Source organism: Mesorhizobium sp. M1399 (genome assembly GCF_040317735.1).
In the GTDB taxonomy this organism is placed as follows: domain Bacteria; phylum Pseudomonadota; class Alphaproteobacteria; order Rhizobiales; family Rhizobiaceae; genus Mesorhizobium.
This window is the reverse complement of sequence record NZ_JAMYKZ010000012.1, coordinates 74,666-99,675: the sequence shown is the minus strand read 5'-3', so window position 1 is coordinate 99,675 and position 25,010 is coordinate 74,666. Positions and strand designations below refer to the sequence as shown.

Below are 25,010 nucleotides of genomic sequence, written 5' to 3'. Positions count from 1 at the left end.
AGGGAGACTGACATGTCCAGATCGATATTTTTCGCCATTTTCGCTTCGGCCGCCGCGCTGTTTGCCGCGCCGGGCACCATCAACGCTGAGGAGGCCAAGCCCGCCATGACGACCGCAACCGCAACATTGCCGAAGCCGGAAAAATCCGGCCTGCTGCCGATCAACGGTTTGAACTATTATTACGCCGTCTATGGTAAGGGCGAGCCGCTGCTTCTGCTGCATGGCGGGCTCGGCACGACGGATATGTTCGCGCCGATCCTGCCGAAGCTTACCGAAAACCGCACCGTCATCGGCGTCGACCTGCAGGGCCATGGCCGCACCGCACTCGGCGACCGGCCGCTCAGCCTGGAGGCGATGGGCGACGACATGGCGGCGATCGTCAAGGCGCTCGGCTACGACAAGGTCGACGTCATGGGTTATTCGCTGGGTGGCGGCGTCGCCTTCCGCATGGCCGTGCAGCATCCCGAGGCGGTGCGCCGGCTGGTGCTGGTCTCGACCCCCTACGCCGCGGACGGCTTCTATGCCGAGATGCGTGGCCAGCAGGCACAGGTCGGCGCGGCGATGGCTGACATGATGAAGGACACGCCGATGTACAAATCCTACGTCGCCGTTGCGCCGCATCCGGAGGATTTTCCGAAACTCCTCGATCAACTTGGCGCCTATATGCGCAAGGACTACGATTATTCCGCCGACGTGCCGAAGCTGAAAATGCCGGTGATGCTGGTGTTCGGCGACAGCGACATGTACCGGCCCGAGCACGAGATCAAATTCTACCAGATGCTCGGCGGCGGATTGAAGGACGCCGGCTGGATGCGCGAGAACCTGTCGCAGAACCGCCTGGCGATCGTGCCGAACCGCACCCACTACGATGTGTTCTTCGCGCCGGAACTGACACCTGCCGCGCTGCCGTTCCTCAATGGCGAGACCAAGGTCAAGACCTGGGACGAAGTCGTCAACGAAACGAACTGACACGCAGTCAATTGTCTGCCGGCCGTCTCCCGCGAGACGGCCGGCATTTCGTCGATGAGGCCTTGGCGCGGCGCATCGAGCCAATCGTGTATCGGCCGCATCACAGCTATAGATGGCGCCATCAAAGCTTTTCAATTGACGCTGCCACGCCTATCGATAGGTATCGCCTATCCTTACAGGGAAGGGACGCGGGCGATGGCTGGATATCAGGGTGGATGTTTGTGCGGCGCGGTGCGCTACCGCGCCGAGGCGGCACCGATCAATGAGCGGATCTGCCATTGCCGGTTGTGCCAGAAGGCGCTGGGTGCCGCCTTCAACGCGCGCATGCTGTTCCGTATCGACGATGTGACGGTCGACGGTCCGCTGGCGATGGTGAATTCCTCGCCCGATCTCAAGCGCGGCTTTTGCCCGCGCTGCGGCACGACGATGTTTTCCCGGCGCGATTCCGCCGGCATCATCGGCGTCACCACCGGCTCGCTCGATGACCCCTCAGTGTTCAGGCCCGAGATGCATATCTGGACCGCCTCGAAGCAGCCCTGGGTGCAGATCGACGACGGCCTGCCGCAATATGAAGGCGCGCCACCTCCGGTTTGAGGTGAAATCTGGACAAAATTTAATCCAAAGCGACACGAGATAGCCGGCAAAGCGTCATTGGCGGGCCATCATTGCTGCCTATCTATTGCGTGCGGGCGGCAGTCGAGGAGGCGACGGAATGAACGACAGCATCAACACCCTGGACGAACTCTTGAGCGATCCGATGATCAAGCTGGTGATGGAGCGCGACCGCGTGCAACCGGCGCAACTTCGCACGCTGCTCGAAGAAAAGGTCCGGCGGGCGGACGATGATGTGGCGGTCAACGATCGTTTTGTACCGCCGGCCCACCTGATGGCCACGACCTGCCACAAGCTGTGGCTGTGCGGCTAGGGTCTTGAAGCGGTTAGCCGGAATTTGCCGGCAAATAGCTGTAATGGCTGCGGAAATAAGCGAGTTTGAAGCCGAGACGTGCATAGTTGCGATAGGCCGGCCCGTCGCGTTCGGCTTGCGGCGCCTCGATATCGGCCACGAACAGTTTTGCACCGGCCGCAAGTCCGTCGCGCACCATCGCTTCGCCGAGCATTGCATCGAGATCGAAGCTCGGCGCCATGATGCCGGGCACCGGCGCGTCGATGCCGCTCCAGGCCATGCCGTCGGTGCCGATGAACATCGAGCGCACCGCCGCCACCGCGCCGTCCCGCCGCAGCATGTAATGGCGCCAGCCGCGCCGGCCGGCCAGCGCCAGTAACCACGGTGAGGTCGGCAACCGGTATTGGCTGTCGATGAACCCAGCCCATTCCCTTGCCGTTGCCGGCGTCACCCGCTCGACCGAGACATCCTCCGTCGGGAAAAGCGGCTCCGCTGGCAACGGCGTGGCGTCGCGAAAGATGCGTTCCCAGCCTCCCTGACGCTGCAGGCCGCGCGCCTCGAGCCAGCAGCTGAGCGTCGCGGGCTCGGTGTGTGGGTTGGTGTAGAACCAGGGCCGCAGAATGCCGGCGTCGCGATAATGCCTCAGAAGCGTATCGAGCCGGCTCTCGGTGGCCGCGCTATCGACACCAAGGTTCTTGACGCAGTTGAAATGGATGAACGGGATCGTCGTGCAGGTGGTCCAGACGAGATCGCCATCTTCGGCGATGGCTAGGCCTTGCCTTGCGGCAAAGTCTGCCGGGGCGGCGCGATAGAGATCGAGCCAGGCATCGACCTCAGCGCGTTCGATGACGCGGCTGAGATCGCCGGATATCTCGTCGATCCCGATGGCGGGCGAGCGTGGCTCCGGCGTGACCACCGGCTGCAATTCTGACAGGGCGGCGGGCTGCATAACTTCCTCCCAAGTAGTGCCTTACACCGTAAGATTAGTAGAGACTAATCTCATGCCATGAGTTGTCAAGCGGAGGCAGCGACATGGCCAAACGTTGGAGGGATAGCGCGCCTCCGTCCCGCCGACGTCTCGACGAGAGCCCTAACAATTCGATTCAAACTTTGTTGGTAGTTTCTTGTTAGGAATCCAGCTTGGTTTGTCCGGCGGCGTTGTCCTGCCTTCGGTCTGTTGTGTTTTGCGTACAGGTCCAGATGCGGTTATCAGGCGTCGTCATCTTCTCGATCGCAGCGCTGTGCCTTGCCGGCTGCACGTCGACCTCCAGCGTCGATGCGCTGCAAGTGCCGTCCAGCGAGACCACCAGCTCGGTTGTGCGGCCACCCGCGCCGGTGGCATCCGTGGCGACAACTGATGCTGCGCCCGCCTTTGCCGAACAGGAGCAGGACGAGCAGCCGGTCGCGATGGACGTACCCGATCAGGACGTCGAACCGCCGGCCGAGGTGATCGCGCTGATGTCGCCGCCGAAACGGCTGACACGCGCGGCACCGGCGATGCTTGCCGAGCCGGTCACGCGCTATGGTTTTCGCGACGCCAAGCCGATCAATTTCGGCAAGTCCTCCTCGCCAAGGCGCCTCGCCGTCCATGGCGTCGACGTTTCGCGCTGGCAGGGCAATGTGAACTGGGAAAAGCTGCGCGCCCAGGGCGCCAACTTCGCCTACATCAAGGCGACCGACGGTGGCGATCATATCGACCCGATGTTTACCAGGAACTGGCGCAATGCCGACGCCGCCGGTCTGAAGCGCGGCGCCTATCACTTCTTCTACTGGTGCCGCACCGCCGGCGAGCAGGCCGACTGGTTCATCCGCAACGTGCCGAGGGCCGAGGGCGCGCTGCCGCCGGTGATCGATGTCGAGTGGAACGGCGAATCCAGCTGCAAGCGCCGCCCGTCGCGGCAAAAGGTTCTGGAGAAGATGCAGGTCTTCATGGACAAGCTCGAGCGCCACTACGGCCAGCGGCCGATCATCTACACCGCCCCCGACTTCTACCGCGACAACCTGCGCGGCGCCTTCCCCGATTATCCATTCTGGCTGCGCGCCGTGGCGGCGCACCCGTCAAAAGTCTATCCCGGCCGCAAATGGCTGTTCTGGCAGTATTCCGGCTCCGGCCTGTCGCACGGCGTGAGAGGCCGCATCGACCTCAACGTCTTCCACGGCGACGAGAGGGCGTGGCGCGACTGGACTAGCGGACGGCAGATGGTGGCGGAGGCGGAGTAAGGGCGGTCGGCTCCAAGCTGATCAGACTACCTGGGCAACCAATGCACCAAGCGGCGCATTGGGCGTCGACGGTATGCGCCGAAACAGGCCTTCCTTCGCTTGCAGCGGTTCATAAAGCCCATTGGCGGTAGGCCGGAGTTCTATGATGCGGTCTGCAAGCTCAAGCCTTGCAACATTATCGGCCCATTGCCAATCGAGCGTGTCGGCTCGTACGCGAGTGAGGACCGCCGCGACATCAGCGGCATTCTTGAGCCGCTGGCTGACGTTGGGATGAGTCATCGAACGAAGGGCATTTTTTGCGATACCCCGTACCCACGGTGGGAGGGTTCTCAAGTCCATGAGTTCCCTTGATGCCGCTCGGCGATGGATCACGCCGTCCTGGCACTGCGACTTCTGAAAATCGTCCGAGAGCTCAACGTATTCCTTAAAATCTTTCTTGTTGAAGTATGCCATTGGATCGTACGGAAGGTTGCCGCCGAGAAGCTGGTAAGTCACCAACCCAATCTGATAAATGTCGCCCAGCAAGCTGTATCTTCCAGTTTCGAAAGATTCGGGCGGACGATAGAGGGCGCTGTGTCCGGACGCCGGCAGGTCTGCTTCTCCCTCGGCCAGCCGCCTGACGCTTCCGAAGTCGGCTATTAGCGGAATACCGCCGTCCGACACGATGTTGGCGGGTTTTAGATCTCGGTGGATCAAGCCGTTGGCGTGAATAGCACTCGCGCCGTTGCAGATGCCGGAAGCAATATCAATTGCACGATGCGCGGATGGACGAGATTGGATCACTGCGTCGAGCGTACCGCCCACATGGCGTGGTGTTACAAAGAAAGCCCACTCGTCGGATATATTTTGGGCGTTATGTATCGGAATGACATTTGGAGATTGTATCTGAGCCAAGAGGTTTGGTTCGTCGTGTCTTCGTTCTCCTGGTGCACCGAAATAGAATTTTATAGCTACCGGTACTGCAGTCACTCGATTGACGGCAAAGAATACGTAGCCGTTGGATCCTTCCGGATGCGCTTCAATGTCTCGGTAGTGAGCCTGAAGTTGCTCAAGTGCCGCTGCAACCTCTTCGGGATACATCAAATTTCTATTTCTGTTTATGTGAGGCAGCTGCCTTGTAGGCAGGCTCTAAGTATTTCTTGACGAGGCGGGGAGAGATTTCGAGCTTTGCAATTTTTTGAGCAGAAACGAACTCTACTTCGCAGGGAGCGTTCGCCAACGCAATTCCTTCCATTTTGAGAGAAGCAGCTCCGGCGCTCATGGCACCCCTCTCCGGTTTCGTTTTAATAGCCACTCGGTCTGGTTTGGTAACGTTATACATCGACTGTACTGCTGCCTGGAAAGCCTTCAGGGCGTCTTTTGATCGAGTAGCAGCAAGGGTCAGTCTGTTAACGGTTAGGATTTCTGTATTTTCTTCGCCGACGTCCAAAAGGACGTAATTCAAGAAACTGGCATTAAACTCAATTCCTAGTACACGCATATTTCCCCCCAATCTTCCAACATTTCAATCTATTCCGAATTGCTGAAATAGAAAAGCCGGGCATGTTTATGCCCGGCTTGTAAGTCCAACGAGTTAGAATTTCGAGGTCAACTACACCCGCTCGTCGCCCCACAAGTATCGCACTTCTCGCACGTCCCGTTCCGCACCATCGTGAAATTATGGCACTCCGAGCATTCGTTGCCGGTGTAGCCCTGCATCAGCGATTGCTGGCGCCGGTTGGCGGCGAGCGCTTTGGCTTCGGCTGCTTCTTTCGCGGCCTCGTCGGTGAACAGCTCCGTCGGGTCGGAGGCTTCCGCGTAGACGATGTCCTCGACCAGTTCCCTGGCGCGCTCCTCGTAGTCGCGCTTGTAGGCGATGGCTTCGTCGCTGGCCGGCTTCAACGTCAGCACGTTGGAGCCGGAGAAGGCGGTTGGGGCGGTACGGGACGGAGTTCCGGAGCCCAAACCGGCAAAACCCTTGGGCTCGGCGCCCATGCCCGACACCAGCTTGACCGGCGAGGCACCGCGGGTGAGACCCTTGGAGAAGGGCGTCGCCTTGCCTTCGTTGATGCCACGCCCGAGTGCGGTCTTGTCGAAATCCGACTGGTCGACATGGGCGAGGTCGTGGCGGCCGAGATAGGAGACGGCAAGTTCGCGGAACACGTAGTCGAGGATCGACGTGGCGTTCTTGATGGCGTCGTTGCCCTGCACCATGCCGGCCGGCTCGAACTTGGTGAAGGTGAAGGCCTCGACATATTCGTCGAGCGGCACGCCATATTGCAGGCCGAGCGAGATGGCGATGGCGAAGTTGTTCATCATCGCCCGGAAGGCCGCACCTTCCTTGTGCATGTCGATGAAGATCTCGCCGATACGGCCGTCGTCGAATTCGCCGGTCCTGAGATAGACCTTATGGCCGCCGACGACCGCCTTCTGGGTATAACCCTTGCGGCGGTTCGGCAGTTTCTCGCGGTCGCGGTAGAGACGCTCGACGACGCGCTCGACGATCTTCTCGGTCACCTGAACGGCGCGCTGTGCGGCCGGTGCCGCGATCAGCTGCTCGACGGCTTCGTCCTCATCCTCCTCGCCATCGGCGAGCAGCGAGGCATTGAGCGGCTGCGAGAGCTTCGAGCCGTCGCGATAGAGCGCGTTGGCCTTCAGCGCCAGCTTCCACGACAGCATGTAGGCGCCTTTGGCGTCTTCCACCGTCGCGTCGTTCGGCATGTTGATGGTCTTGGAAATGGCGCCGGAGATGAAGGGCTGCGCCGCCGCCATCATCATGATGTGGCTGTTGATCGACAGCGAACGCTTGCCGATCTTGCCGCACGGGCTGGCGCAGTCGAACACCGGCAGGTGTTCGGCCTTCAGGAACGGCGCGCCTTCCAGCGTCATCGCCCCGCAGACATGGATGTTGGCGGCCTCGATGTCCTTCTTTGAAAAGCCAAGCGCCGGCAGCATCTCGAACGAGAAATCGTTGAGCTGCTCGTCGGTGAAGCCAAAATTCTCCTTCACCCAGTCGGCGCCCAGCGTCCACTGGTTGAAGACGAACTTGATGTCGAAGGCCGACTTCAGCGCCGCATTGAGTGCGGCGATCTTTTCGTCGGTGAAACCCTTTGCCTTGAGCGAGCCGGGGTTAACGGCAGGCGCCTGGTTGAGATTGCCGTGGCCAACGGCATAGGCCTCGATCTCGGCGATCTGGCTCTCGGAATAGCCAAGCGTGCGCAACGCTTCCGGAACCGCACGGTTGATGATCTTGAAATAGCCGCCGCCGGCGAGCTTCTTGAATTTTACCAGCGCGAAATCGGGCTCAATGCCGGTGGTGTCGCAATCCATCACCAGGCCGATCGTGCCGGTCGGCGCGATCACCGTTGCCTGCGCGTTGCGGTAGCCATGCTCCTCGCCAAGCTCGATGGCGCGGTCCCAGGCGGCCTTGGCATGGTTGGCAAGCTCCTGCTGCTTGAGATCCGAGGCGACCAGCGGCACCGGGTTGACGGCAAGCTTCTCGTAGCCGTCCCTTTCGCCATAGGCAGCACGGCGGTGATTGCGCATGACGCGCAGCATGTTCTGCGCATTGCGGTCGTAGTCGGGGAAGGCGCCGAGCTCGGCGGCCATTTCAGCCGAAGTGGCATAGGCCGTGCCGGTCATGATCGCGGTGAGGGCGGCGCAGATGGCGCGGCCCTCGTCGGAATCATAGGGAATGCCCGAGGTCATCAGCAGGCCGCCAATATTGGCATAGCCAAGGCCGAGCGTGCGGTACTCGTAGGAAAGCTTGGCGATCTCCTTCGACGGGAACTGCGCCATCATGACGGAGATTTCCAGCACCATGGTCCACAGCCGCACCGTGTGCTCGTAGGCGGCGATGTCGATGGTGCCGTCGGCGTTGCGGTAGGGCAGAAGGTTGATCGAGGCCAGATTGCAGGCGGTGTCGTCGAGGAACATATATTCCGAGCACGGATTTGACGCCCGGATCGCACCGGCCGAGGCGCAGGTGTGCCAGTCGTTCATCGTCGTGTTGAAATGCAGGCCGGGATCGGCCGACGCCCAGGCGGCATAGCCGATCTTTTCCCAGAGATCGCGCGCCTTCAGCGTCTTCAGCACCTTGCCGTCCTTGCGGGCGGTGAGATGCCAGTCTCCATCCTGCTCGACGGCGCGCAGGAAATCGTCCTTCAGCGACACCGAATTGTTGGAGTTCTGGCCGGAAACGGTGAGATAGGCATCCGAATCCCAGTCGGTGTCGTAGGTCTTGAACGACATCGAGGTATAGCCCTGCTTGGCGAACTGGATGACGCGGTAGATGTAGTTCTCCGGCACCGCGTCCTTCTTGGCCGCCTTGATCTCGCGCTTCAGCGCGGTGTTGACCGCCGGATCGAAGCAATCGTCGCCATTGCCTTCGCAGTTGATGCAGGCCTTCATGATCGCTTCGAGGTGCTTCTTGACGATCTTCGAGCCGGTGACCAGCGAGGCTACCTTCTGCTCCTCATTGACCTTCCAGTCGATGAATTCCTCGATATCGGGATGATCGGCGTCGACGATGACCATTTTCGCGGCGCGACGCGTCGTGCCGCCCGACTTGATGGCGCCGGCGGCGCGGTCGCCGATCTTGAGGAAGCTCATCAGGCCCGACGAGCGGCCGCCGCCCGACAGCTTTTCGCCTTCGCCGCGCAGGAACGAGAAGTTGGAGCCGGTGCCGGAGCCGTATTTGAACAGGCGCGCCTCACGCACCCACAAATCCATGATGCCGCCCTCGTTGACGAGGTCGTCCTGCACGCCCTGGATGAAGCAGGCATGCGGCTGCGGATGCTCGTAGGAAGACTTCGACTTGGTCAGCTTGCCGGTGAACGGGTCGACATAGAAATGGCCCTGGCTCGGGCCGTCGATGCCATAGGCCCAGTGCAGGCCGGTGTTGAACCATTGCGGCGAATTCGGTGCGACGCGCTGGGTGGCCAGCATATAGGCGAGCTCGTCGCGGAAGGCGCGCGCGTCTTCCTCCGACTTGAAGTAGCCGCCTTTCCAGCCCCAATAGGTCCAGGTGCCGGCAAGCCGGTCGAAGACCTGGCGGGCGTCGGTCTCGGAACCGTAGCGCTCGGCTTCCGGCAGCTTGGCCAGTTCAGCCTCGTCGGCGACCGAGCGCCACAGGAAGGAGGGGACTTGCGTCTCCTCGACTTTCTTCAGCCGTGCGGGGACGCCCGCCTTGCGGAAATATTTCTGCGCCAGGATATCGGCGGCAACCTGGGAGAACTGCGCCGGCACGTCGATGTTGTCCAAGCGGAACACCACCGAGCCATCCGGATTCTTGATCTCCGAAAGCGCCTTGCGGAATTCAATCTCCGCGTAAGCTGATTGCCCTGGCTTGGTGAAACGACGCTCGATGCGCATTGGTCCGGTCCCTTTTGTCTACATATAGCGCTTTTCCCAGAGGATTTCTGCCCTCGTGACGAAACGCGCATGGCCGCCGTCTGCCGGCGTTCGAAACCGCCGGCTCTCATAGTCACAGTCTCCGCGGCCCTGCCGGTCGAGCCTCTTGCGAGGCCGCTGTCCAACGCGCTCACGGACCCTGTGGGTCCCTCAAAACTGAAAACTTTTTGTAACGCCCTCGGTCGAGGGAAATTCACATTATCTAGCGTCGAACCTACCTGCAAACACTAAATATAGTGTTAACAGACAATTTATTCAAGTCCGACAATCCTCCCCTTTCGCCCCCCAAGGCTTCAAAATCCCACGCCTTCGCCGGCCTCGTAAACAGGCGGGAATGCGGATCAAAACGCACATATTCCGGGAAAAAGACCGGCCTCGAAACTTTTCCGGTCGCACTCTCAACAGGAGCGCATGGCCTATAAAAGGCGACTCGTTTTGCGCCGTCAAGGATTCGTTTGCGTAGCTTTTATGACCCCAACATCTTGTGTGTCACATATGTGGATAACGGGGACAGAAGCGCGCTGATTTCCGTTTTTGTAGCCACAAGCCTGGTGCCGACGCTCGAAGGCCTTCGCCGCAGCGAAGACCATGCCGACTCGGAAGCCATGTGCCGACTCAGTTGAAGCGATGCGGGTCAGCACCGAAATGGGCGATGATCTGACAAAGGTCGGGCTCGTTGACCATGCGTACCGCCTCGGCGGCGCTGACCCATTTGCGGATGCGCGCCCGCTTTTCCTTCCACCGGTCGGCGACCTTGTCGACGTGCAGCGGAAACACCAGCACCTCGCAGGGCACTTCCTCGCCGGACGCCAGCACCTTGGCATAGAAATAGCGGCCGGCCTCATGATGCGAGATCGTGCCGCGCAGCCCGGCCTCTTCGCCGGCCTCGCGCGCCGCTGCTTCGCAAAGCGGCTCCTTTGCTTCCGGCCAGCCCTTGGGAAGCACCCAGCGGCCGGTATCGCGGCTGGTGATCAACATGACCTCCACGCCGTCCTCGCTATCGCGCCAAGGCAGCGCTGCAACCTGCAGGCGGGACGGCACCGTGCCGAAGAGTCGCCGGACTCTTTCGGCCAGATGGTTGTGCGTCGTTGGCCTTGTCAACATCGGAGAAGCTTGCCCCAGCTTCCAGAATCGTTTGCCGTCTCGTAAATCTTACGGCTAATCATAAGCAATAAAAGTAAAAAACTTCATGTGGACTGGTTAACCACTCCAATGGGCGTCGATTAAGGAAATATCGTGTGCCGGGGCCACTCCTTCAAGGAGTGCTCGACGCTGTCTTCCGACGGAAGCGGCGTTACCGCGAATCAGCCGGCGTGGTCGTCGGCGATCGGCTTTTGGTAGGTGAAGCCCATGTCCCAGGGAAAATAGATCCAGGTGTCCTGGCTGACCTCGGTAACGAAAGTGTCGACCATCGGCCTGCCTTTCGGCTTGGCATAGACGGTGGCGAAATGAGCCTTGGGCATCATCGCGCGCACGATTCCTGCCGTCTTGCCGGTGTCGGTGAGGTCGTCGATGATCAGCACGCCGGCGCCGTCATCGGCGAGCAGCGCTGGGGTGACCTCCTTCAGCACCTGCAGCTGCCCCTGGCTGGTATAATCGTGATAGGAGGCAACGCAGACCGTCTCGATGATGCGGATGCCGAGCTCGCGCGAAATGATGGCGGCCGGAACCAAGCCGCCGCGCGTGATGCAGACGATTGCCTTCCATTGCCCCTTGTTGGCGCCGGCAAGCCGCCAGGCGAGCGCGCGTGCATCGCGGTGGAACTGGTCCCAGGAGACCGGGAAGGCTTTTTCGGGCAGGGACATCTTTCGCGCACTCCGCAAAGCGCGCATCGCGCGCAGACACTATGGAATGCGGGCGGAATTAACTGGAAAGGCTTGGCCTTGGCAAGGGCGCGGCAAAGCGATTGTCCAACCCGTGATCTCTATGAACTTACCGCGACAGGAAAGCCGCCACCGGCGCGGTGCGCAGCACCGTTCGCGTCACCCCGCCGAACAGCAGCTGGCGCAGCCAGGAATGGCTGTAGGCGCCGAGCACGAGCAGGTCCGCGCCCGATTCGGCGACCCTGGTCTGGATGATGTCGTCGACCGAGGCGCCGCCGGACCTCAGCACCGAGACGCTGACGGTCGCGCCGTGCCTGGACAGCGAGGCGGCGATCTCGGCGCCGGCCGTTTCCGGCGCCTCTTCGAGCGTATCCGGCGGGTCGATGACGACGATGTCCGTCTTCTCGGCCTCGATGATGAAGGGCAGGGCATCGAAGGCCGCGCGTGCGGCCTCCTTGCTGCCGTTCCAGGCGAGCAGCACGTGCTTGAAGCTGGTGACCAGCGGACCCGAATGCGGCACCACCAGCACCGGCCGGCCGGCATCGTAGACCAGCGTGTCGACGTCGGCGCTCGGATCGCCGCTCGATTCGCGCTGCGCGGCGATGATCAGATCCGCGGTGCGAACGGTCGAGATACCGGTCAGCGCACTGTCGCCGGAAAAACTCTCGAGGCTGCGCCACTCGAACGACAGGCCGGAATTCTCGACGCGTTTGTGAAAGGCGGCCTGCAACTTCTCGGCGCGCTCCCGGTTCATGTCGGCCGAAACCTGCAGGAACTCGGTGTCCGGAAAGCCGGTGGCCGAGGTGTAGGGCACGGGCAGCGCCTCGGCATGAATGCCGATCAGATGGCTCTGGAACCGGCTGGCCAGCGGGATCGCGCAGTCGAGAACGCGCTCGGCGTCCTGTTCATTCTGCAATATGGCGACAATGGTCTTGAAGCGCATGGGCAATCCCTCAGTTTTTCGGCGATCCCACTCGTGACAAACGTCACGGCGCGATGCTTGGTTCCGTCACGCCTGCCGATCAGCCCACCTTGCTTGCCTTGGTCAGGCCCGCCACCATAACCTCTACGTCGGCGCGCGCGGAGTCCAGCGCCTGCTGGCTGCGGGCGCGCACCACCAGTTCCGTCCAGAATTTGCCGTCGCCATATTTCGGGTAGGAGCCGATGATCGTATCCGGATGCGCCTTCTGGATGTCGCCCAGCGGGCCGCCGATCAGGCCTTCACCGAACGGACATTCCACGGTTGCCGACAGCATTTTGGTGCCGGCCCGTAATGTCGGCACGACATTGTCGAGCATCGCCTGGAAAATCGCCGGCACGCCGGCCATGACATGGACGTTGCCGATGCGAAAGCCCGGCGCAACCGACACCGGGTTGTCGATGTGGTCTGCCCCGCGCGGCATCCGCGCCATGCGCTTGCGCGCTTCGGTGTATTCGATGCCGCGGGCAGCATAGCTTGCCTCCAGCAGGGCGTAGGCCCTGGCGTCGTATTCGCACGGCACGCCGAAGGCCTTGGCGATGGAATCGGCGGTGATGTCGTCATGCGTCGGGCCGATGCCGCCGGTGGTGAAGACATACCTGTAGCGGGTGCGCAGCGCATTCACCGCAGCGACGATCTCGTCTTCCTCGTCCGCAACAATGCGCACTTCCTTCAGGTCGATGCCGATCGCCGTCATGATGTCGGCGAGGTGGCCGATGTTCTTGTCCTTGGTGCGGCCGGACAGAATCTCGTCGCCGATGACGAGCATGGCGGCGGTGACGATTTCGGTCATGGCAGGCTCCGGCAACGGGTCGCCTGAGATAGCGCGGCGAACGGCCGGCGGCAATGCCGCCAAACGACGGATCCACCTGTGCCACCTCTCTTGCAGTGGAACCTTCGGCGGGTGATGCTGCGCCGGTTTGGGCCATGAGCAAGAACATGCCGGTATCGATTCTTCTATGGCTGCCCGGCGCGCTGTTTCTGCTGGCGCTCGTCGTGGCAGCTTATCCTGTGCTGGCGACGCTGCGGATTGCGGCGAAAGCCGAAAGGCTGGTGCCGGCCAGCGGTAAATTCATCGAGATCGACGGCAATCGCATCCATTATTTCGAGATGGGCGAGGGGCGGCCGATCGTCTTCCTGCACGGCCTTGGCGCGCAGCTTCATCAATTCCGCCACACGCTGTTCGGACGGTTCGGCCCGAACTATCGGCTGATCGCGCTCGACCGTCCGGGTTCCGGCTATTCGGTGCGGGCCAGGGGCGCCAGCGGGCGGCTACCCGAGCAGGCCGAGATCGTGCGGCATTTTATCGAGGCGCTTGGACTGCAAAAGCCGCTGATCGTCGGCCATTCGCTGGGTGGCGCCATCGCGCTGACGCTGGCTGTCGAGCATCCCGAGGCGGTTTCCGGTATCGCCTTGCTGGCGCCGCTGACCCATCTGGAGCCGGACGCGCGCGAGAAGTTCGGCCCGCTATACATTCAGTCGCCGCTGCGGCGCCGGATCATGGCTCACACGGTGGCGATCCCGGCGGCTCTCAGATACGCAGAACGCACGCTGGCCTTCATTTTCGCGCCGCAGGCGACGCCGGCCGACTATATGGTCGAGGGCGGCGGCTGGTGCGGGCTCAGGCCAAGCCATTTCTATGCAACGTCGACCGATGTCGTGGCCATCGAGCACGACCTTGGCCGCATCGAGCAACGCTATCGCGAGATCACCATGCCGGCCGGCATTCTGTTCGGTGCTTGCGACTTCGTGCTGGGCATCGATATCCATGGCTGGCCGGTGATGGAAAAGATCAGCGGGCTCGATTTCGAGCCGGTCGAGGGGCTTGGCCATATGCCACAATTCGTCGGGCCGGAACGGGTCGTCGCTTTCATCGAACGCATTGCCGACCGCGCATTTGCGCCGAAGTCCGACACCAGCAGCTGACACCCTCCCGGAACCTCACGCAAAGGTGTGCAACCCGCCGCAGCCTCGGCCGGCAGGGTGCCTCAGGGACATCCCGGCCGCCGGGAATACCTCCGAACTTATTCCTTCACGGCTCCGGTCATCGAGGAAACATAGTGCTCGACAAAGAACGAATAGAGCACCACCACCGGCAGCGAGCCGATCAGCGCTCCGGCCATCAGCGCGCCCCATTCATAGACGTCCGAGCGCACCAGTTCGGTGAGCACGCCGACCGGCACAGTCTTGTTTTCGGACGACTGGATGAAGGTCAAGGCGTAGATGAACTCGTTCCATGACAGCGTGAATGCGAAGATGCCCGCGGAAATCAGGCCCGGCACCGACAGCGGCAGCACGATCTTGGTGAGGATCTGCCAGCGGCTCGCCCCGTCGATCAGCGCGCATTCCTCCAGCTCGAACGGGATCGAGCGGAAGTAACCCATCAGCAGCCATGTGCAGAACGGGATCAGGAAGGTCGGATAGGTGAGGATGAGCGCGAAGGGCGTGTCGTAAAGCCCAAGGTTGAACACCATCACCGACAGCGGAATGAACAGGATCGACGGCGGCACGAGATAGGCCAGGAACACCGCGAGGCCGACCTGCCGCGCCCCGGAGAACCGCAAGCGTTCGATCGCATAGGCAGCGAACACTGCTGCCAGCAGCGACAGGAAAGTGGCGGCGGTCGAGATGATGATCGTGTTGAGCAGCCAGCCCGGATAGGACGTCTCGAAGAGAAGATAGCGGATATGCTCGAGCGTCGGATGCACCACCCAGAATGGATTGAAATTGGCGTAGTCGGTCATCTCGAGGTTGGGCTTAACCGCCGTGATCGTCATCCAGTAGAACGGAAACAACAGCACGATGACGAATATCAGCAACGGCAGGTAAACCGTCACCACGCGGCGCGGCACACTCTGCAGGTAGCCCATGCCGCCTTCGTCGAGTTCGGGGCGTTTGCTCGTTTCGATCGCGGTCATGTCAATCTCCGCCGCCCTGCTGCCATTTGCGGCGTTGCAGGCCAAAGTAGCTGAACAGGATCGCCGCCAGCAGGAACGGGATCATGGCGACTGCGATCGCGGCGCCTTCGCCAAGCTGGCCTCCGGAAATGCCGCGCTGGAACGACAGCGTCGCCATCAGATGGGTGGCGTTCACCGGCCCGCCGCGCGTCAGCACATAGATCAGCTGGAAATCGGTGAAGGTGAACAGCACCGAAAACGTCATGGTTATGGCGATGATCGGCGTCAGCAGCGGCAGCGTCACATAGCGGAACAATTGCCAGCGGCTGGCGCCGTCGAGCGTGGCGGCCTCGTAGAGCGACTGCGGAATCGTCTGCAGGCCGGCAAGCAGCGTGATCGCCACGAAAGGAATGCCGCGCCAGACATTGGCGGCGATGACCGAAGCGCGCGCATTCTCCGGATCGCCGAGGAAGTTGATGCGATGGTCGATCAGGCCCATTTCCATAAGCGCCCAGGACAGGATCGAGAACTGCGAATCGTAGATCCACCAGAAGGCGATGGCCGACAGCACCGTCGGCACCACCCAGGGCAGCAGGACGATCGCGCGGAAGAACGACTTGAGCGGCAGGTTCTGGTTGAGGATAAGCGCCAGCCAGAGGCCTAGCGCAAACTTCAGGATCGAGGCGCTGATCGTGTAGAGCAAGGTGTTGAAGACGGAGAGCCAGAAGACGGCGTCATCCCACAGATATTCGTAGTTCTCGATGCCGATGAAGATGCCGGGGCGGCCGATGCGGGCATCGGTGAAGCCGAGCCAGACGCCGAGCCCGAGCGGATAGGTTAGGAAGACCAGCAGCAGCGCCGCCGCCGGCAGCATGAAGCCGAAGCCAAGCGCGTTATGACTTTCAGACACGAACGTCAAAATGCGCGACAGCGTCGACCGGGGTGGCTGAGCGGCAGCGGAGGTCACGGCCATGGGTCGGCTCCTCTAAGTCTCATTGATCGGCCAGGCGGCCATGCGCGATTCGAAGCCGGGCAGCATGGCTGCCCGGCTGAATCCGCTCAAACGCGATAGTAGCGGTTTGCGCGCTTCTCGGCTTCTGCCATCGCTTCTTGCGGCGTCGCCTGGCCTGTCACCGCCTTGGCGAACATGTCGACCAGCACATAGTCGGCCATGGTCGCCGCCGAAGCATAGCCGAGCGGGCCGGCATAGCCGTTGGGCCGCAGCGTCGCCGAGGCCTTGGCGTAGGCGGCATTGTTCGGATCGGCCGTCCACACCGGGTTGTCGCCGAAGGCTTTGAGCGTCTGGCAGCAATAGCCCGCCGAGGACGTGATCCACTGCGACATTTGCTGTTCCTCGAACATGAACTGCAGATAGGCTTTGGCCGCATTGGGGTAGGGCGTGTAGTCGAAGATCACGGCCGTGGTCACCTGGAACAGCTCGACGGATTTCCCGACAGGACCGATCGGCAGGTTGGTCGTGCGCGTGTCCTTGGCGATTTCGGTCAGTTTCGGATCCTTGTCCTTGTTGATCTTGGCGGTGTTGTAGGCGGAAATGCCATTGGCGATCACGCTCAATTCGCCGGCCAGGTAGGCGCGGTTGTTGTTGACGTCGAGCCAGCTTTCGGTACCGGGAATGAAGGTCTTGTAGAGCTGTTGCGCGTATTCGATCGCCTTCAGCGTCTCGGGGCTGTTGATCGTCACCTTGCCGCTCTCGTCGACCATCTGGCCGCCATGGCTCCATAGCAGCCAGTGGGCGTAGTTGTTGCCGTCGCCGACGCCGTGGCCATGCGTGAAGCCGGCCGGGTGTCCCTTCGCCTGCAATGCCTTGCAAAGCTCGAGCAAGCCTGCCGTGTCCTTCGGAAATTCGGAGAAGCCGGCCTCCTTCACCCAGCTTTCACGATAGACGATGGCATTGCCGATGGTGGCCAGCGGCAGGCCGAGGAATTTGCCTTGCCGTGTCGCATATTGCTTCGGTCCATCGTGCCAGCCGCCATATTTCGAGCCGAGATATTCGCCCAGTTCCGTCACGTCATGCAGCTTGTCGGGATATTGATGCGGGTCGTCGAACCAGACCAACATCAAGTCCGGGCCGGAGCCGACATTGGCGGCGACCGCTGCCTTGGGACGGATGTCCTCCCAGCTTTCCTTGTCGACGCGGACCTCGACACCGGTCGCTTCGGTGAAGCGCTTGGTGTTGGCCAGCCATTGATCCTCGTCGCCCTGCACGAAGGGCGACCAGCGCAGCAGCCTGAGCTTGGCGCCGTCCTCGGGCTTGTACTTCAATCCCTCCTGGGCAAAGGCGGGAGAGCCGATGAGCCGGCTTCCCAAGGCTCCCGCCGCAGCGCCGGCGGTGGTGCGGATCACGTCGCGTCTGGTGAATTTCATGCTCGCTTCCTCCTGCTTATTGTCCGTGCCGTCCTACTGCTTGATGGGTGTTTCGAACCGCTGTCCGGTTTTGCCGTGAAAGAGATGGATGAGGCCAGGCTCGGCCGTAAGCCAGATGGTTTCGCCCGGCGTGAAGGAATGCCGTTCCCGGAAATTGGCGACGATCTCCTCGCCGCCGGCGGTTCGGCCGATGAGCTGCACTTCGGACCCTGTCGGCTCGACCACCACGACAGTGACCGGAATGCCCTGATTGTCGGATAGCCGCAAATGCTCGGGCCGTATCCCCAGCACGACCGGCTCACCATTGCCGATGGAAAGTGCCGAGGCCAACGGGACCGAAATCCCTCCGGCGCCGCGAAACGACGGCGAGCCGTCGCTTACGATCTCGCCCCTGAGCATGTTCATGGCGGGCGAGCCGATGAAGCTGGCGACAAAAAGATTGTTCGGCCGGTCGTAGAGTTCGAGCGGCGGCCCGATCTGCTCGACGATGCCGTCGTGCATGACGACGATCTTGTCGGCCATGGTCATCGCCTCGATCTGGTCGTGGGTGACGTAAACCGTCGTCGTCTTCAGGCGCTGGTGCAGTTCCTTGATCTCGGCGCGCATCTGCACCCGGAGCTTGGCATCGAGATTGGAGAGCGGCTCGTCGAACAGGAAGACCTGCGGATCGCGCACGATCGCGCGGCCCATGGCGACGCGCTGGCGCTGGCCGCCGGAAAGCTGGCGCGGATAGCGGTCGAGCAGCGGCAGCAGTCCCAGGATTTCGGCCGCGCGCCGCACGCCGGCATCGCTCTCCGTCTTGGGAACGCCCTTGAGCATCAGCGAGAACGCCATGTTCTCGGCGACCGTCATATGCGGGTAGAGCGCATAGTTCTGGAAAACCATGGCGACGTCGCGCTCTTTTGGCGCAACGTTGTTGACGATACGTTTGCCGATCGCGATCTGGCCGCGCGAGATCTTTTCCAGGCCGGCGATCATCCTGAGCAGGGTCGACTTTCCGCAACCCGAAGGCCCGACCAACGTGACGAACTCGCCGTCGTCTATATCGACGCTGACCCCGTGCAGGACCTCGACGGTCCCAAATGACTTGTAGACATCGCCGATTGCGACAGACGCCATCGATCTCCTCCCGACTGATTCCTGCAACGACTTCGAAGGAAACCGCTTTCTTGCCTGGGCCGCGACAGCGCCCAGGCTCCTCCCCGGTCACGCGCGATGTGAGACGGTAGCGCTACCAAACCGACCTGTAAAGCACGCCGGCATCACCTGGATATCGACACACCCTAATCCGAAACCTCGGTCTGCGGCCCGTCGCGGCCGTCGGCGAGCTCGTCGTGCCATTTGCCGTCGGCGTCCTCGTACTGGATGCCGTCGGTGTTGCCGGCGACCTGCTGTTCGGCGGAAGCGATCTCGGCGGCGCGCAACGCGTCCTGATGGGTGGGGAACGTTTCGGAGAATGTCGAGCCGACCTTGTAGGCCCAGCCTCCATCATGCTCGACGATCTTATAGGTCAGTTTCGCCATGAAACCCTCCGGTTGAAAGCCCGTTGCCTCAATGCAGCCTGTCATCGGCCAGTCTGTCGTCTGGCGGCTTGTCGTCCGTAACCAGCACCTCCGATTCCCTGGCGGCTTCGATCAGTGCCCGGCGTGCATCGGCCGTCGAACGATAACCTTCCAGCACTTTTAGGCAAGTGTCGAGGGCATCACGATGACGCGGCCCGCGATTGAGTGGCCAGACCGTCATCAGGCACTCCGCCGCCTCCTGGGCGCTGCGGATATGCCGATATTTGCCGACATGGCCGAGTTCGACCACGACCGGCTTTTCAAATGGCTTGCTGTCCATCATCGCCGCCAACGCGGAGCGGCCGATTTGGTTGCAACAGCTATTTTAGCTCAGGCGAAAATACCTCAATAGCCGCAGTCGTTGCGCAGCCAGCGCGCATTCGCCCAGCCGGCGCGGCCGCCGAAATCGACCTGGTACCAGTTTCCGCGACGGTCAAAGATCTCGGTTTGGTCGCCGTTGAACAATTGCCCGATCATGCGCGACGACGAGTTCGGCCGGGCCCGAACGGCGAGAAAGCCGCTTCCCGTTGCCAGATTGTAGTGCCTGGAAAGACCGTGCACCGTGCCTTCGCAATATTGCGCCCCGGCCGGCGTCGATGTGGCAAACGACAGCCCGGCCAAAACCGCTGCAGCAGCCGCAATGGAAATCCCCCTGAACGACATGTCTCTGCTCCCCCAACCTGCCGCGCCCAGCCGCGGCCCTCGCCACTCTACACCGGCAGAGGATCAAAGCGAAGCTATGGTTCCCTGTCCAGCGAGGTGAGAACCCGCCCCGTCAGTTCGCCGCCTTCATCCAATGCTGCATCGTCGTCACCGAGCGGGCAAGCTGCGGCGCCGGGTGGATTTTTTCGCCGAAGGTGGCCGCGGCGCGCCAGCCCCAGCGCGGATCGGCAAGGAAGGCGCGCGCCAGCGCCACCATGTCGGCGCGCCCATCGGCGACGATCGCCTCGGCCTGTTTCGGATCGTCGATCAGGCCCACGGCCCGCGTCGCGATGCCGGCGCCCTTGCGCACCGCTTCCGCCAGATGCACCTGGTAGCCGGGTCCGGACGGCAGCTTCTGCAACGGCGAATTGCCGCCGCTCGAGCAGCAGAGATAGGCGACGCCGACTTCCTTCAGCGCTTTTGCCGCTTCGATCGCATCCTCGACGTCGAAGCCGCCATCGACCCATTCCTTGATCGACAGCCGCGCGCCCAGCATCAGCCTGGGCACCGCCTTCTTCACCGCCTTGGCGATCTCGACGGCGAAACGCATGCGGTTTTCCAGCGAGCCGCCCCAGCGGTCGGTGCGCCGGTTGGAAAGCGGCGACAGGAACTGGAAGATCAGATAGCCATGCGCGGCATGCAGCTCGATGAAGTCGAAGCCGGCCCGCTCGGCCCGCCGTGCCGCTTCGGCGAAGCGTTCGATGATTTGCAGGATCTCGTCATCCTCCAGCGCCCGCGGCACCTGCCAGCCGGTGTCGTAGGCGATTGCCGAGGCCGACACGATCGGCCACGGATCCTGATCGGCATTCAGCGGTCCGCCGCCCTCCCAGGGTTTCCGGTTGGAGGCCTTGCGGCCGGCATGGGCAAGCTGAGTGCCGAATTTCGTGCCCGGCGCGGCGACGCGCTTGGCTGCATTCAGCGTGCGCCGCGCCGCCGCCTCATTGTCCTCGGAGTAAAGGCCGAGGCAGCCATGCGAGATGCGGCCGCGCCGTTCGACCTCGGTCATCTCGACGGTGACCATGCCGGCACCCGACATCGCCAGGTTCATCCAGTGATAGAGGTGCCAATCGCTGGCCGAGCCGTCCTCGGCCGAATACTGGCACATCGGCGCGACCGCGATGCGGTTGGGGAAGGTGAGGCCGTCGAGGGTGATCGGCTGGAAAAGAGATGAGGTCATAAAAAACTCCGGAAAGGGTTGCCGCTATTTAGGCAGGCACTTGCAGATGCGCCAGACACGAGAGGGTGAACCGGCGCACTGGACCAATTGGTAGCCGGATTGCAAGAACCGCCGTTCGCGGCTACGCCTTGCCGCGGCAGCAGGGAGTCCACCATGGAAGATCGCATTCGCATCCGCTCGGAGGAAGTCCTGTCCGACGAATGGGCGGTTTTGAAAAAGACCGTCTTCGACTACCGCCGGCGCGACGGCAAATGGGAAACGCATACCCGCCAGACCTACGATCGCGGCGACGGCGCGGTGATCCTGCCTTTCGATCCCGAGCGCTCGACTGTGCTTCTGGTGCGGCAGTTCCGCTACCCCGCCTACGTCACCGGCCACAAGGAGCCGCTGATCGAGGCCTGCGCCGGCCTGCTCGACGAAGACGATCCCGAAACCTGTATCCGCAAGGAGGCCGAGGAGGAACTCGGCTATCGGCTGAAGGACGTGCAGCGGCTGTTTTCGCCCTATATGAGCCCCGGCAGCGTCACCGAGCGGCTCTGGTTCTTCGTCGCTCGCTACTCGCCCGCCGACCGCATTTCCGACGGCGGTGGCGCCCATGACGAAGGCGAGGACATCGAGGTTCTCGAAATGCCGCTCGACGAGGCGCTGGCCGGCATCCACGACGGTCGGATCATCGACGCCAAGACCATTATGCTGATCCAGCATTTGAAGCTGAACCCGATTGGGGTGTGAGGGGCCCAGAACTGGGTCGAGCGCCCGGTCTCCAGTTACGGAGACTATCAAACGAGACCAAATCTGGTGCGGACGACGGGAATCGAACCCGTACGATCAGAGATCGAGGGATTTTAAGTCCCTTGCGTCTACCAATTCCGCCACGTCCGCAGGCCAGCCCTTTTCAGCCGCCAGCCAAAGGCCGTCAAGCCGTCTTCTGTCGTCGACAAATCCGGCACTGGAGGCTGGCGAGGGCCAATCACCTACACAGATACAAACAAAATCGTTTCGCCTGGAAATGTTTTTAAGCGGCAGCTTCCGAGGCTACCGCAAATGCGCGTCCCCCGTTCGCAGGATGCGTTCGGGCGCTCTGCCCTGGTAGGCTCGAAGTGGCAAGTGGATCGGCGCGCCGATACTTGACGCCGTCCTCTACAAACACTGGGAGATTGTCATGCTCAAGCTTGCCTCTGCCCTGGCACTGCTGCTTGTTGGGACGGCGCCTCTGTTTGCCGATGAGATGCCGATGAACACCAAAGACATCAAATGGGGTCCTGCTCCTGCTGCCATTCCCGCTGGCGCGGAAATGGCTGTTGTCGCTGGAGATCCCTCAAAGGACGGCGCCTTTGTGCTGCGGTTGAAGACACCCGCCGGCTACAAAATTGCCGCACATAATCATCCCACCACGGAATACGTAACGGTGCTTTCCGGCAACTTCCATGTTGGAATGGGCGATAAGTTCGACGAGGCGAAAGGCGTCGAACTGACTGCTGGCGGCTTCGGCGTCGCGCCGGCCGGAATGAATCACTTCGCCTGGACGACAAGCGAAACGATCATCCAGGTTCATGGCGAGGGACCATTCAAGATCACCTACGTCAACCCGGCAGACGATCCGAGCAAGAAGTGACAGTTCGCGATCGAATTGATTGAACCGGCCGAAGGCTCGAACGATGGAGTGCGTCAAACTCCGCGAGCGTCGATTCAGAAGGATCCTCTAACGAGACGAAGGCTGATTGGCCGCAACGGAATCGTATTCCGCCTGGGCCATTTGCCATGAATGGCGCAATAACAAAAAAAACCCGCCTCGGGAGGACGGGTCGTTGGAGCCAATTGGCACCATACCCAAATTAGTAGCATAGCTGCCGGCACAAAGCAAGAACAAAGTTGCTGCGGCCGGCACAAAATGCCCTTGGCGATTGGCGAAAGCCATGGCGCATCGATCTCCCTCCTTGAGGGGGAGATGGCAAGTTGTGGCAAGAGGGCAGGCCAGGGGGGTCGTCGCGCGTCGAGCGCCAGCCTGTTTTGTTCGCGGTAAAGGTTCGCGTCAGGATGTCCCGACCCCCTCTGTCGCCTTCGGCGACATCTCCCCCTCAAGGGGGGAGATCTGCAACTTCGCCGTCGGCGCTTACTTCCTCGCTGGTCAAAATCCTCGCGGCTTGGCACAGTCGGGCAAAGAGGAGCCTGTTGATGCCGAAGACCGCCAGTGCGACGAAACCAAAACCCTGGGCCGAGATGGCGACGCATCTGGTCGATGTCGCCATGGGCCGCAAACCCGCCGATCTCGTCATCCGCAACGGGCGCTGGGTCAACGTCCATTCGGGCGAGATCATCGCCGGCACCGACATCGCCATTGCCGGCGGCCGCTTCGCCTATTGCGGGCCGAATGCCGGCCATGCCATCGGCCAGGGCACCAAGGTGGTCGATGCCGGCGGCCGCTATCTGGTGCCGGGGCTTTGCGACGCGCATATGCATGTCGAGAGCGGCATGGTGACGGTGACGGAATTCTGCCGCGCGGTGATCCCGCATGGCACCACCTCGATGTTCATCGATCCGCACGAGATCGCCAATGTGCTCGGCCTGCCGGGCGTGCGGCTGATGCATGACGAGGCGGTCGCCATGCCGGTCAACGTGCATGTGCAGATGCCGTCCTGCGTGCCGTCGGCGCCGGGGCTGGAGCATGCCGGCGCCGAGCTGACCGTCGCCGACGTTGCCGAGGCGATGACCTGGGAAAACATTATCGGGCTCGGCGAGGTGATGAATTTCCCCGGCGTCGCCGCCAATGATCCGGTGATGTCGGGCGAGATCGCCGCGACGGTGAGGGCCGGCAAGACCGTCGGCGGGCACTATGCCTCGCGCGATCTCGGCCTGCCGTTCCACGGCTATGTCGCCGGCGGCCCCGAGGACGATCACGAAGGCACGCGCGCCGAGGATGCCATCGCCCGCGTCCGCCAGGGCATGAAGGCAATGCTGCGGCTGGGCTCGGCCTGGTATGACGTCGCCTCGCAGATCAAGGCGGTGACGGAGAGCGGGCTCGACCCGCGCAACTTCATCCTGTGCACCGACGACAGCCATTCCGGTACCCTCGTGCATGAAGGCCATATGGACCGGGTCGTGCGCCACGCCATCAGCCAAGGGCTGAAGCCGGTGACGGCGATCCAGATGGCGACGCTCAACACCGCCCAGCATTTCCGGCTGGAACGCGAGATCGGCTCGATCGCACCTGGACGGCTCGCCGATCTGCTGATCGTCTCCGACCTGGCCGAAATGACCATCGACGAAGTCTATGGCCGCGGCGTCAGGCTGGCCAAGGGCGGCAAGCTCGAAGTCGACATTCCGGCCTATAATTATCCGCGGACGGCGAAGAACACCGTCAAGCTCGGCAAGAAGCTCAAAGCCGGCGATTTCGACATCGCGGCACCCAAGGGCGCCAACGAGGTGCGGGTGCGCGTCATCGGCGTCATCGAGAACCAGGCGCCGACGCGGGCGCTGGAGGCCGATCTTGCGGTGGAGGACGGGCTGGTCGCCATGGACCGCCGCAACGATGTCTGCCAGATCGCGCTGGTCGAGCGCCACAAGGGCACGGGCGGCGTCACCAACGCCTTCGTCTCCGGCTTCGGCTATATCGGCGACTGCGCCATGGCCTCCAGCGTGGCGCACGATGCCCACCACATCATCGTCGTCGGCACCAACAAGCAGGACATGGCTCTGGCCGTGAACCGGCTGGGCGAGGTCGGCGGCGGCGTCGTGCTGTTTTCCAACGGCAAGGAGCTGGCGCTGGTCGAAATGCCGATCGCCGGGCTGATGTCGAACGAGCGGGCGGAAATCGTCGCCGCCAAGGCGGACAAACTCAGCGACGCCATGCGCCAGATGGGCTGCTCACTCAACAACGCCTACATGCAGCACTCGCTGCTGGCGCTGGTCGTCATCCCCGAGCTCAGGATTTCCGACGTCGGCCTGATCGACGTGACGACGTTCCAGAAGGTTGATCTATTCGTCTGAATGCCGCCCGCGCG

Annotated in this window: 25 protein-coding genes and 1 tRNA gene; 8 read left to right on the top strand and 18 right to left on the bottom strand. The window is 62.1% G+C overall.

Annotation, left to right across the window (positions count from 1 at the left end):
* Positions 1 to 12 precede the first annotated feature (12 nt).
* From NKH05_RS21805 to NKH05_RS21795, 3 genes are all read left to right on the top strand, one after another.
* A complete protein-coding gene (locus NKH05_RS21805; protein WP_352481153.1) occupies positions 13 to 969 on the top strand; it encodes an alpha/beta fold hydrolase in 957 nt (318 codons plus the stop codon).
* A gap of 195 nt (positions 970 to 1,164) precedes the next feature.
* Complete coding sequence (locus NKH05_RS21800; protein WP_352481152.1) at positions 1,165 to 1,563, top strand: GFA family protein; 399 nt, start codon at positions 1,165 to 1,167, stop codon at positions 1,561 to 1,563.
* Between the two features lie 118 nt (positions 1,564 to 1,681).
* Entirely contained in the window at positions 1,682 to 1,894 is a 213-nt protein-coding gene (locus tag NKH05_RS21795; RefSeq protein WP_352495816.1) for a hypothetical protein, read from the top strand.
* Positions 1,895 to 1,907: 13 nt separating this feature from the next.
* Here NKH05_RS21795 and NKH05_RS21790 read toward each other — a convergent pair whose 3' ends face one another.
* On the bottom strand, positions 1,908 to 2,822 hold the full coding sequence (locus NKH05_RS21790) for a hypothetical protein (RefSeq protein ID WP_353026038.1): 915 nt from the start codon (positions 2,820 to 2,822) through the stop codon (positions 1,908 to 1,910).
* 251 nt (positions 2,823 to 3,073) lie between these two features.
* On the opposite strand from NKH05_RS21790, the gene NKH05_RS21785 reads away from it, so the two are divergent.
* Positions 3,074 to 4,093 carry a glycoside hydrolase family 25 protein gene (locus NKH05_RS21785; RefSeq protein ID WP_353026036.1) on the top strand — a complete coding sequence of 340 codons (1,020 nt, stop codon included), beginning with the start codon at positions 3,074 to 3,076 and terminating at the stop codon, positions 4,091 to 4,093.
* 21 nt (positions 4,094 to 4,114) lie between these two features.
* On the opposite strand, the gene NKH05_RS21780 is transcribed toward NKH05_RS21785, so the two are convergent.
* The 7 genes from NKH05_RS21780 to NKH05_RS21750 all read right to left on the bottom strand — a co-directional run bounded on the left by NKH05_RS21780 (position 4,115) and on the right by NKH05_RS21750 (position 13,079).
* Positions 4,115 to 5,173, bottom strand: coding sequence for a protein kinase domain-containing protein (locus NKH05_RS21780; RefSeq protein WP_353026034.1), 1,059 nt, complete (start codon positions 5,171 to 5,173; stop codon positions 4,115 to 4,117).
* A 7-nt stretch (positions 5,174 to 5,180) separates the two neighbouring features.
* Positions 5,181 to 5,573 carry a DUF3010 family protein gene (locus tag NKH05_RS21775; RefSeq protein WP_352641145.1) on the bottom strand — a complete coding sequence of 131 codons (393 nt, stop codon included), beginning with the start codon at positions 5,571 to 5,573 and terminating at the stop codon, positions 5,181 to 5,183.
* 107 nt (positions 5,574 to 5,680) lie between these two features.
* Entirely contained in the window at positions 5,681 to 9,445 is a 3,765-nt protein-coding gene (locus NKH05_RS21770) for a vitamin B12-dependent ribonucleotide reductase (protein WP_352909283.1), read from the bottom strand.
* Positions 9,446 to 10,099: 654 nt separating this feature from the next.
* Entirely contained in the window at positions 10,100 to 10,588 is a 489-nt protein-coding gene (locus NKH05_RS21765) for an NUDIX hydrolase (protein ID WP_352790689.1), read from the bottom strand.
* A gap of 200 nt (positions 10,589 to 10,788) precedes the next feature.
* Positions 10,789 to 11,289 carry a xanthine phosphoribosyltransferase gene (gene gpt, locus NKH05_RS21760; protein WP_023674762.1) on the bottom strand — a complete coding sequence of 167 codons (501 nt, stop codon included), beginning with the start codon at positions 11,287 to 11,289 and terminating at the stop codon, positions 10,789 to 10,791.
* A gap of 127 nt (positions 11,290 to 11,416) precedes the next feature.
* Positions 11,417 to 12,250 carry a universal stress protein gene (locus tag NKH05_RS21755; protein ID WP_023717430.1) on the bottom strand — a complete coding sequence of 278 codons (834 nt, stop codon included), beginning with the start codon at positions 12,248 to 12,250 and terminating at the stop codon, positions 11,417 to 11,419.
* A gap of 79 nt (positions 12,251 to 12,329) precedes the next feature.
* On the bottom strand, positions 12,330 to 13,079 hold the full coding sequence (locus NKH05_RS21750) for a competence/damage-inducible protein A (protein ID WP_353026033.1): 750 nt from the start codon (positions 13,077 to 13,079) through the stop codon (positions 12,330 to 12,332).
* A 146-nt stretch (positions 13,080 to 13,225) separates the two neighbouring features.
* Here NKH05_RS21750 and NKH05_RS21745 point away from each other — a divergent pair, with 146 nt between their 5' ends.
* A complete protein-coding gene (locus NKH05_RS21745; protein WP_353026032.1) occupies positions 13,226 to 14,212 on the top strand; it encodes an alpha/beta fold hydrolase in 987 nt (328 codons plus the stop codon).
* 98 nt (positions 14,213 to 14,310) lie between these two features.
* Here the strand turns inward: NKH05_RS21745 and NKH05_RS21740 are convergent, their stop codons facing one another.
* The 8 genes from NKH05_RS21740 to NKH05_RS21705 form a co-directional block, all read right to left on the bottom strand.
* Complete coding sequence (locus NKH05_RS21740) at positions 14,311 to 15,204, bottom strand: carbohydrate ABC transporter permease (protein WP_023717433.1); 894 nt, start codon at positions 15,202 to 15,204, stop codon at positions 14,311 to 14,313.
* Between the two features lies 1 nt (position 15,205).
* Positions 15,206 to 16,057: a carbohydrate ABC transporter permease gene (locus NKH05_RS21735; protein ID WP_502899482.1), complete on the bottom strand. Its 852-nt coding sequence runs from the start codon at positions 16,055 to 16,057 to the stop codon at positions 15,206 to 15,208.
* A 185-nt stretch (positions 16,058 to 16,242) separates the two neighbouring features.
* Positions 16,243 to 17,568, bottom strand: coding sequence for an ABC transporter substrate-binding protein (locus tag NKH05_RS21730; RefSeq protein ID WP_352855864.1), 1,326 nt, complete (start codon positions 17,566 to 17,568; stop codon positions 16,243 to 16,245).
* A gap of 33 nt (positions 17,569 to 17,601) precedes the next feature.
* Complete coding sequence (locus tag NKH05_RS21725; RefSeq protein ID WP_352481140.1) at positions 17,602 to 18,687, bottom strand: ABC transporter ATP-binding protein; 1,086 nt, start codon at positions 18,685 to 18,687, stop codon at positions 17,602 to 17,604.
* A 164-nt stretch (positions 18,688 to 18,851) separates the two neighbouring features.
* On the bottom strand, positions 18,852 to 19,091 hold the full coding sequence (locus NKH05_RS21720) for a DUF2188 domain-containing protein (RefSeq protein ID WP_353026030.1): 240 nt from the start codon (positions 19,089 to 19,091) through the stop codon (positions 18,852 to 18,854).
* 28 nt (positions 19,092 to 19,119) lie between these two features.
* On the bottom strand, positions 19,120 to 19,413 hold the full coding sequence (locus tag NKH05_RS21715; RefSeq protein ID WP_352481139.1) for a DUF982 domain-containing protein: 294 nt from the start codon (positions 19,411 to 19,413) through the stop codon (positions 19,120 to 19,122).
* Between the two features lie 62 nt (positions 19,414 to 19,475).
* Positions 19,476 to 19,793 (bottom strand): SH3 domain-containing protein, encoded by a 318-nt coding sequence (locus NKH05_RS21710; protein ID WP_023717438.1) that lies wholly within the window; start codon positions 19,791 to 19,793, stop codon positions 19,476 to 19,478.
* A gap of 112 nt (positions 19,794 to 19,905) precedes the next feature.
* Positions 19,906 to 21,009 (bottom strand): NADH:flavin oxidoreductase/NADH oxidase, encoded by a 1,104-nt coding sequence (locus NKH05_RS21705; protein WP_352481138.1) that lies wholly within the window; start codon positions 21,007 to 21,009, stop codon positions 19,906 to 19,908.
* Between the two features lie 153 nt (positions 21,010 to 21,162).
* Between NKH05_RS21705 and NKH05_RS21700 the strand changes: the two genes are divergently transcribed.
* A complete protein-coding gene (locus tag NKH05_RS21700; protein WP_023717440.1) occupies positions 21,163 to 21,741 on the top strand; it encodes an NUDIX domain-containing protein in 579 nt (192 codons plus the stop codon).
* Positions 21,742 to 21,805: 64 nt separating this feature from the next.
* Here NKH05_RS21700 and NKH05_RS21695 read toward each other — a convergent pair.
* A tRNA-Leu gene (locus NKH05_RS21695) sits at positions 21,806 to 21,891 on the bottom strand.
* Positions 21,892 to 22,171: 280 nt separating this feature from the next.
* On the opposite strand from NKH05_RS21695, the gene NKH05_RS21690 reads away from it, so the two are divergent.
* Positions 22,172 to 22,624, top strand: coding sequence for a cupin domain-containing protein (locus tag NKH05_RS21690; protein ID WP_352855868.1), 453 nt, complete (start codon positions 22,172 to 22,174; stop codon positions 22,622 to 22,624).
* An 87-nt stretch (positions 22,625 to 22,711) separates the two neighbouring features.
* On the opposite strand, the gene NKH05_RS21685 is transcribed toward NKH05_RS21690, so the two are convergent.
* Positions 22,712 to 22,927, bottom strand: coding sequence for a hypothetical protein (locus NKH05_RS21685; protein WP_156948018.1), 216 nt, complete (start codon positions 22,925 to 22,927; stop codon positions 22,712 to 22,714).
* A 257-nt stretch (positions 22,928 to 23,184) separates the two neighbouring features.
* On the opposite strand from NKH05_RS21685, the gene ade reads away from it, so the two are divergent.
* Positions 23,185 to 24,996, top strand: coding sequence for an adenine deaminase (gene ade, locus NKH05_RS21680; protein ID WP_031193529.1), 1,812 nt, complete (start codon positions 23,185 to 23,187; stop codon positions 24,994 to 24,996).
* The last annotated feature ends 14 nt before the right edge of the window (positions 24,997 to 25,010 follow it).

What these genes read in the sequence shown, in the direction of transcription:
- NKH05_RS21805 (WP_352481153.1), top strand. Translation starts at nt 13, where the DNA reads ATGTCCAGATCGATATTTTTCGCCATTTTCGCTTCGGCCGCCGCGCTG.
- NKH05_RS21800 (WP_352481152.1), top strand. Translation starts at nt 1,165, where the DNA reads ATGGCTGGATATCAGGGTGGATGTTTGTGCGGCGCGGTGCGCTACCGC.
- NKH05_RS21795 (WP_352495816.1), top strand. Translation starts at nt 1,682, where the DNA reads ATGAACGACAGCATCAACACCCTGGACGAACTCTTGAGCGATCCGATG.
- NKH05_RS21790 (WP_353026038.1), bottom strand. Translation starts at nt 2,822, where the DNA reads ATGCAGCCCGCCGCCCTGTCAGAATTGCAGCCGGTGGTCACGCCGGAG.
- NKH05_RS21785 (WP_353026036.1), top strand. Translation starts at nt 3,074, where the DNA reads ATGCGGTTATCAGGCGTCGTCATCTTCTCGATCGCAGCGCTGTGCCTT.
- NKH05_RS21780 (WP_353026034.1), bottom strand. Translation starts at nt 5,173, where the DNA reads ATGTATCCCGAAGAGGTTGCAGCGGCACTTGAGCAACTTCAGGCTCAC.
- NKH05_RS21775 (WP_352641145.1), bottom strand. Translation starts at nt 5,573, where the DNA reads ATGCGTGTACTAGGAATTGAGTTTAATGCCAGTTTCTTGAATTACGTC.
- NKH05_RS21770 (WP_352909283.1), bottom strand. Translation starts at nt 9,445, where the DNA reads ATGCGCATCGAGCGTCGTTTCACCAAGCCAGGGCAATCAGCTTACGCG.
- NKH05_RS21765 (WP_352790689.1), bottom strand. Translation starts at nt 10,588, where the DNA reads ATGTTGACAAGGCCAACGACGCACAACCATCTGGCCGAAAGAGTCCGG.
- gpt (WP_023674762.1), bottom strand. Translation starts at nt 11,289, where the DNA reads ATGTCCCTGCCCGAAAAAGCCTTCCCGGTCTCCTGGGACCAGTTCCAC.
- NKH05_RS21755 (WP_023717430.1), bottom strand. Translation starts at nt 12,250, where the DNA reads ATGCGCTTCAAGACCATTGTCGCCATATTGCAGAATGAACAGGACGCC.
- NKH05_RS21750 (WP_353026033.1), bottom strand. Translation starts at nt 13,079, where the DNA reads ATGACCGAAATCGTCACCGCCGCCATGCTCGTCATCGGCGACGAGATT.
- NKH05_RS21745 (WP_353026032.1), top strand. Translation starts at nt 13,226, where the DNA reads ATGCCGGTATCGATTCTTCTATGGCTGCCCGGCGCGCTGTTTCTGCTG.
- NKH05_RS21740 (WP_023717433.1), bottom strand. Translation starts at nt 15,204, where the DNA reads ATGACCGCGATCGAAACGAGCAAACGCCCCGAACTCGACGAAGGCGGC.
- NKH05_RS21735 (WP_502899482.1), bottom strand. Translation starts at nt 16,057, where the DNA reads ATGCTGCCGGCGGCGGCGCTGCTGCTGGTCTTCCTAACCTATCCGCTC.
- NKH05_RS21730 (WP_352855864.1), bottom strand. Translation starts at nt 17,568, where the DNA reads ATGAAATTCACCAGACGCGACGTGATCCGCACCACCGCCGGCGCTGCG.
- NKH05_RS21725 (WP_352481140.1), bottom strand. Translation starts at nt 18,687, where the DNA reads ATGGCGTCTGTCGCAATCGGCGATGTCTACAAGTCATTTGGGACCGTC.
- NKH05_RS21720 (WP_353026030.1), bottom strand. Translation starts at nt 19,091, where the DNA reads ATGGCGAAACTGACCTATAAGATCGTCGAGCATGATGGAGGCTGGGCC.
- NKH05_RS21715 (WP_352481139.1), bottom strand. Translation starts at nt 19,413, where the DNA reads ATGATGGACAGCAAGCCATTTGAAAAGCCGGTCGTGGTCGAACTCGGC.
- NKH05_RS21710 (WP_023717438.1), bottom strand. Translation starts at nt 19,793, where the DNA reads ATGTCGTTCAGGGGGATTTCCATTGCGGCTGCTGCAGCGGTTTTGGCC.
- NKH05_RS21705 (WP_352481138.1), bottom strand. Translation starts at nt 21,009, where the DNA reads ATGACCTCATCTCTTTTCCAGCCGATCACCCTCGACGGCCTCACCTTC.
- NKH05_RS21700 (WP_023717440.1), top strand. Translation starts at nt 21,163, where the DNA reads ATGGAAGATCGCATTCGCATCCGCTCGGAGGAAGTCCTGTCCGACGAA.
- NKH05_RS21690 (WP_352855868.1), top strand. Translation starts at nt 22,172, where the DNA reads ATGCTCAAGCTTGCCTCTGCCCTGGCACTGCTGCTTGTTGGGACGGCG.
- NKH05_RS21685 (WP_156948018.1), bottom strand. Translation starts at nt 22,927, where the DNA reads ATGGCTTTCGCCAATCGCCAAGGGCATTTTGTGCCGGCCGCAGCAACT.
- ade (WP_031193529.1), top strand. Translation starts at nt 23,185, where the DNA reads ATGCCGAAGACCGCCAGTGCGACGAAACCAAAACCCTGGGCCGAGATG.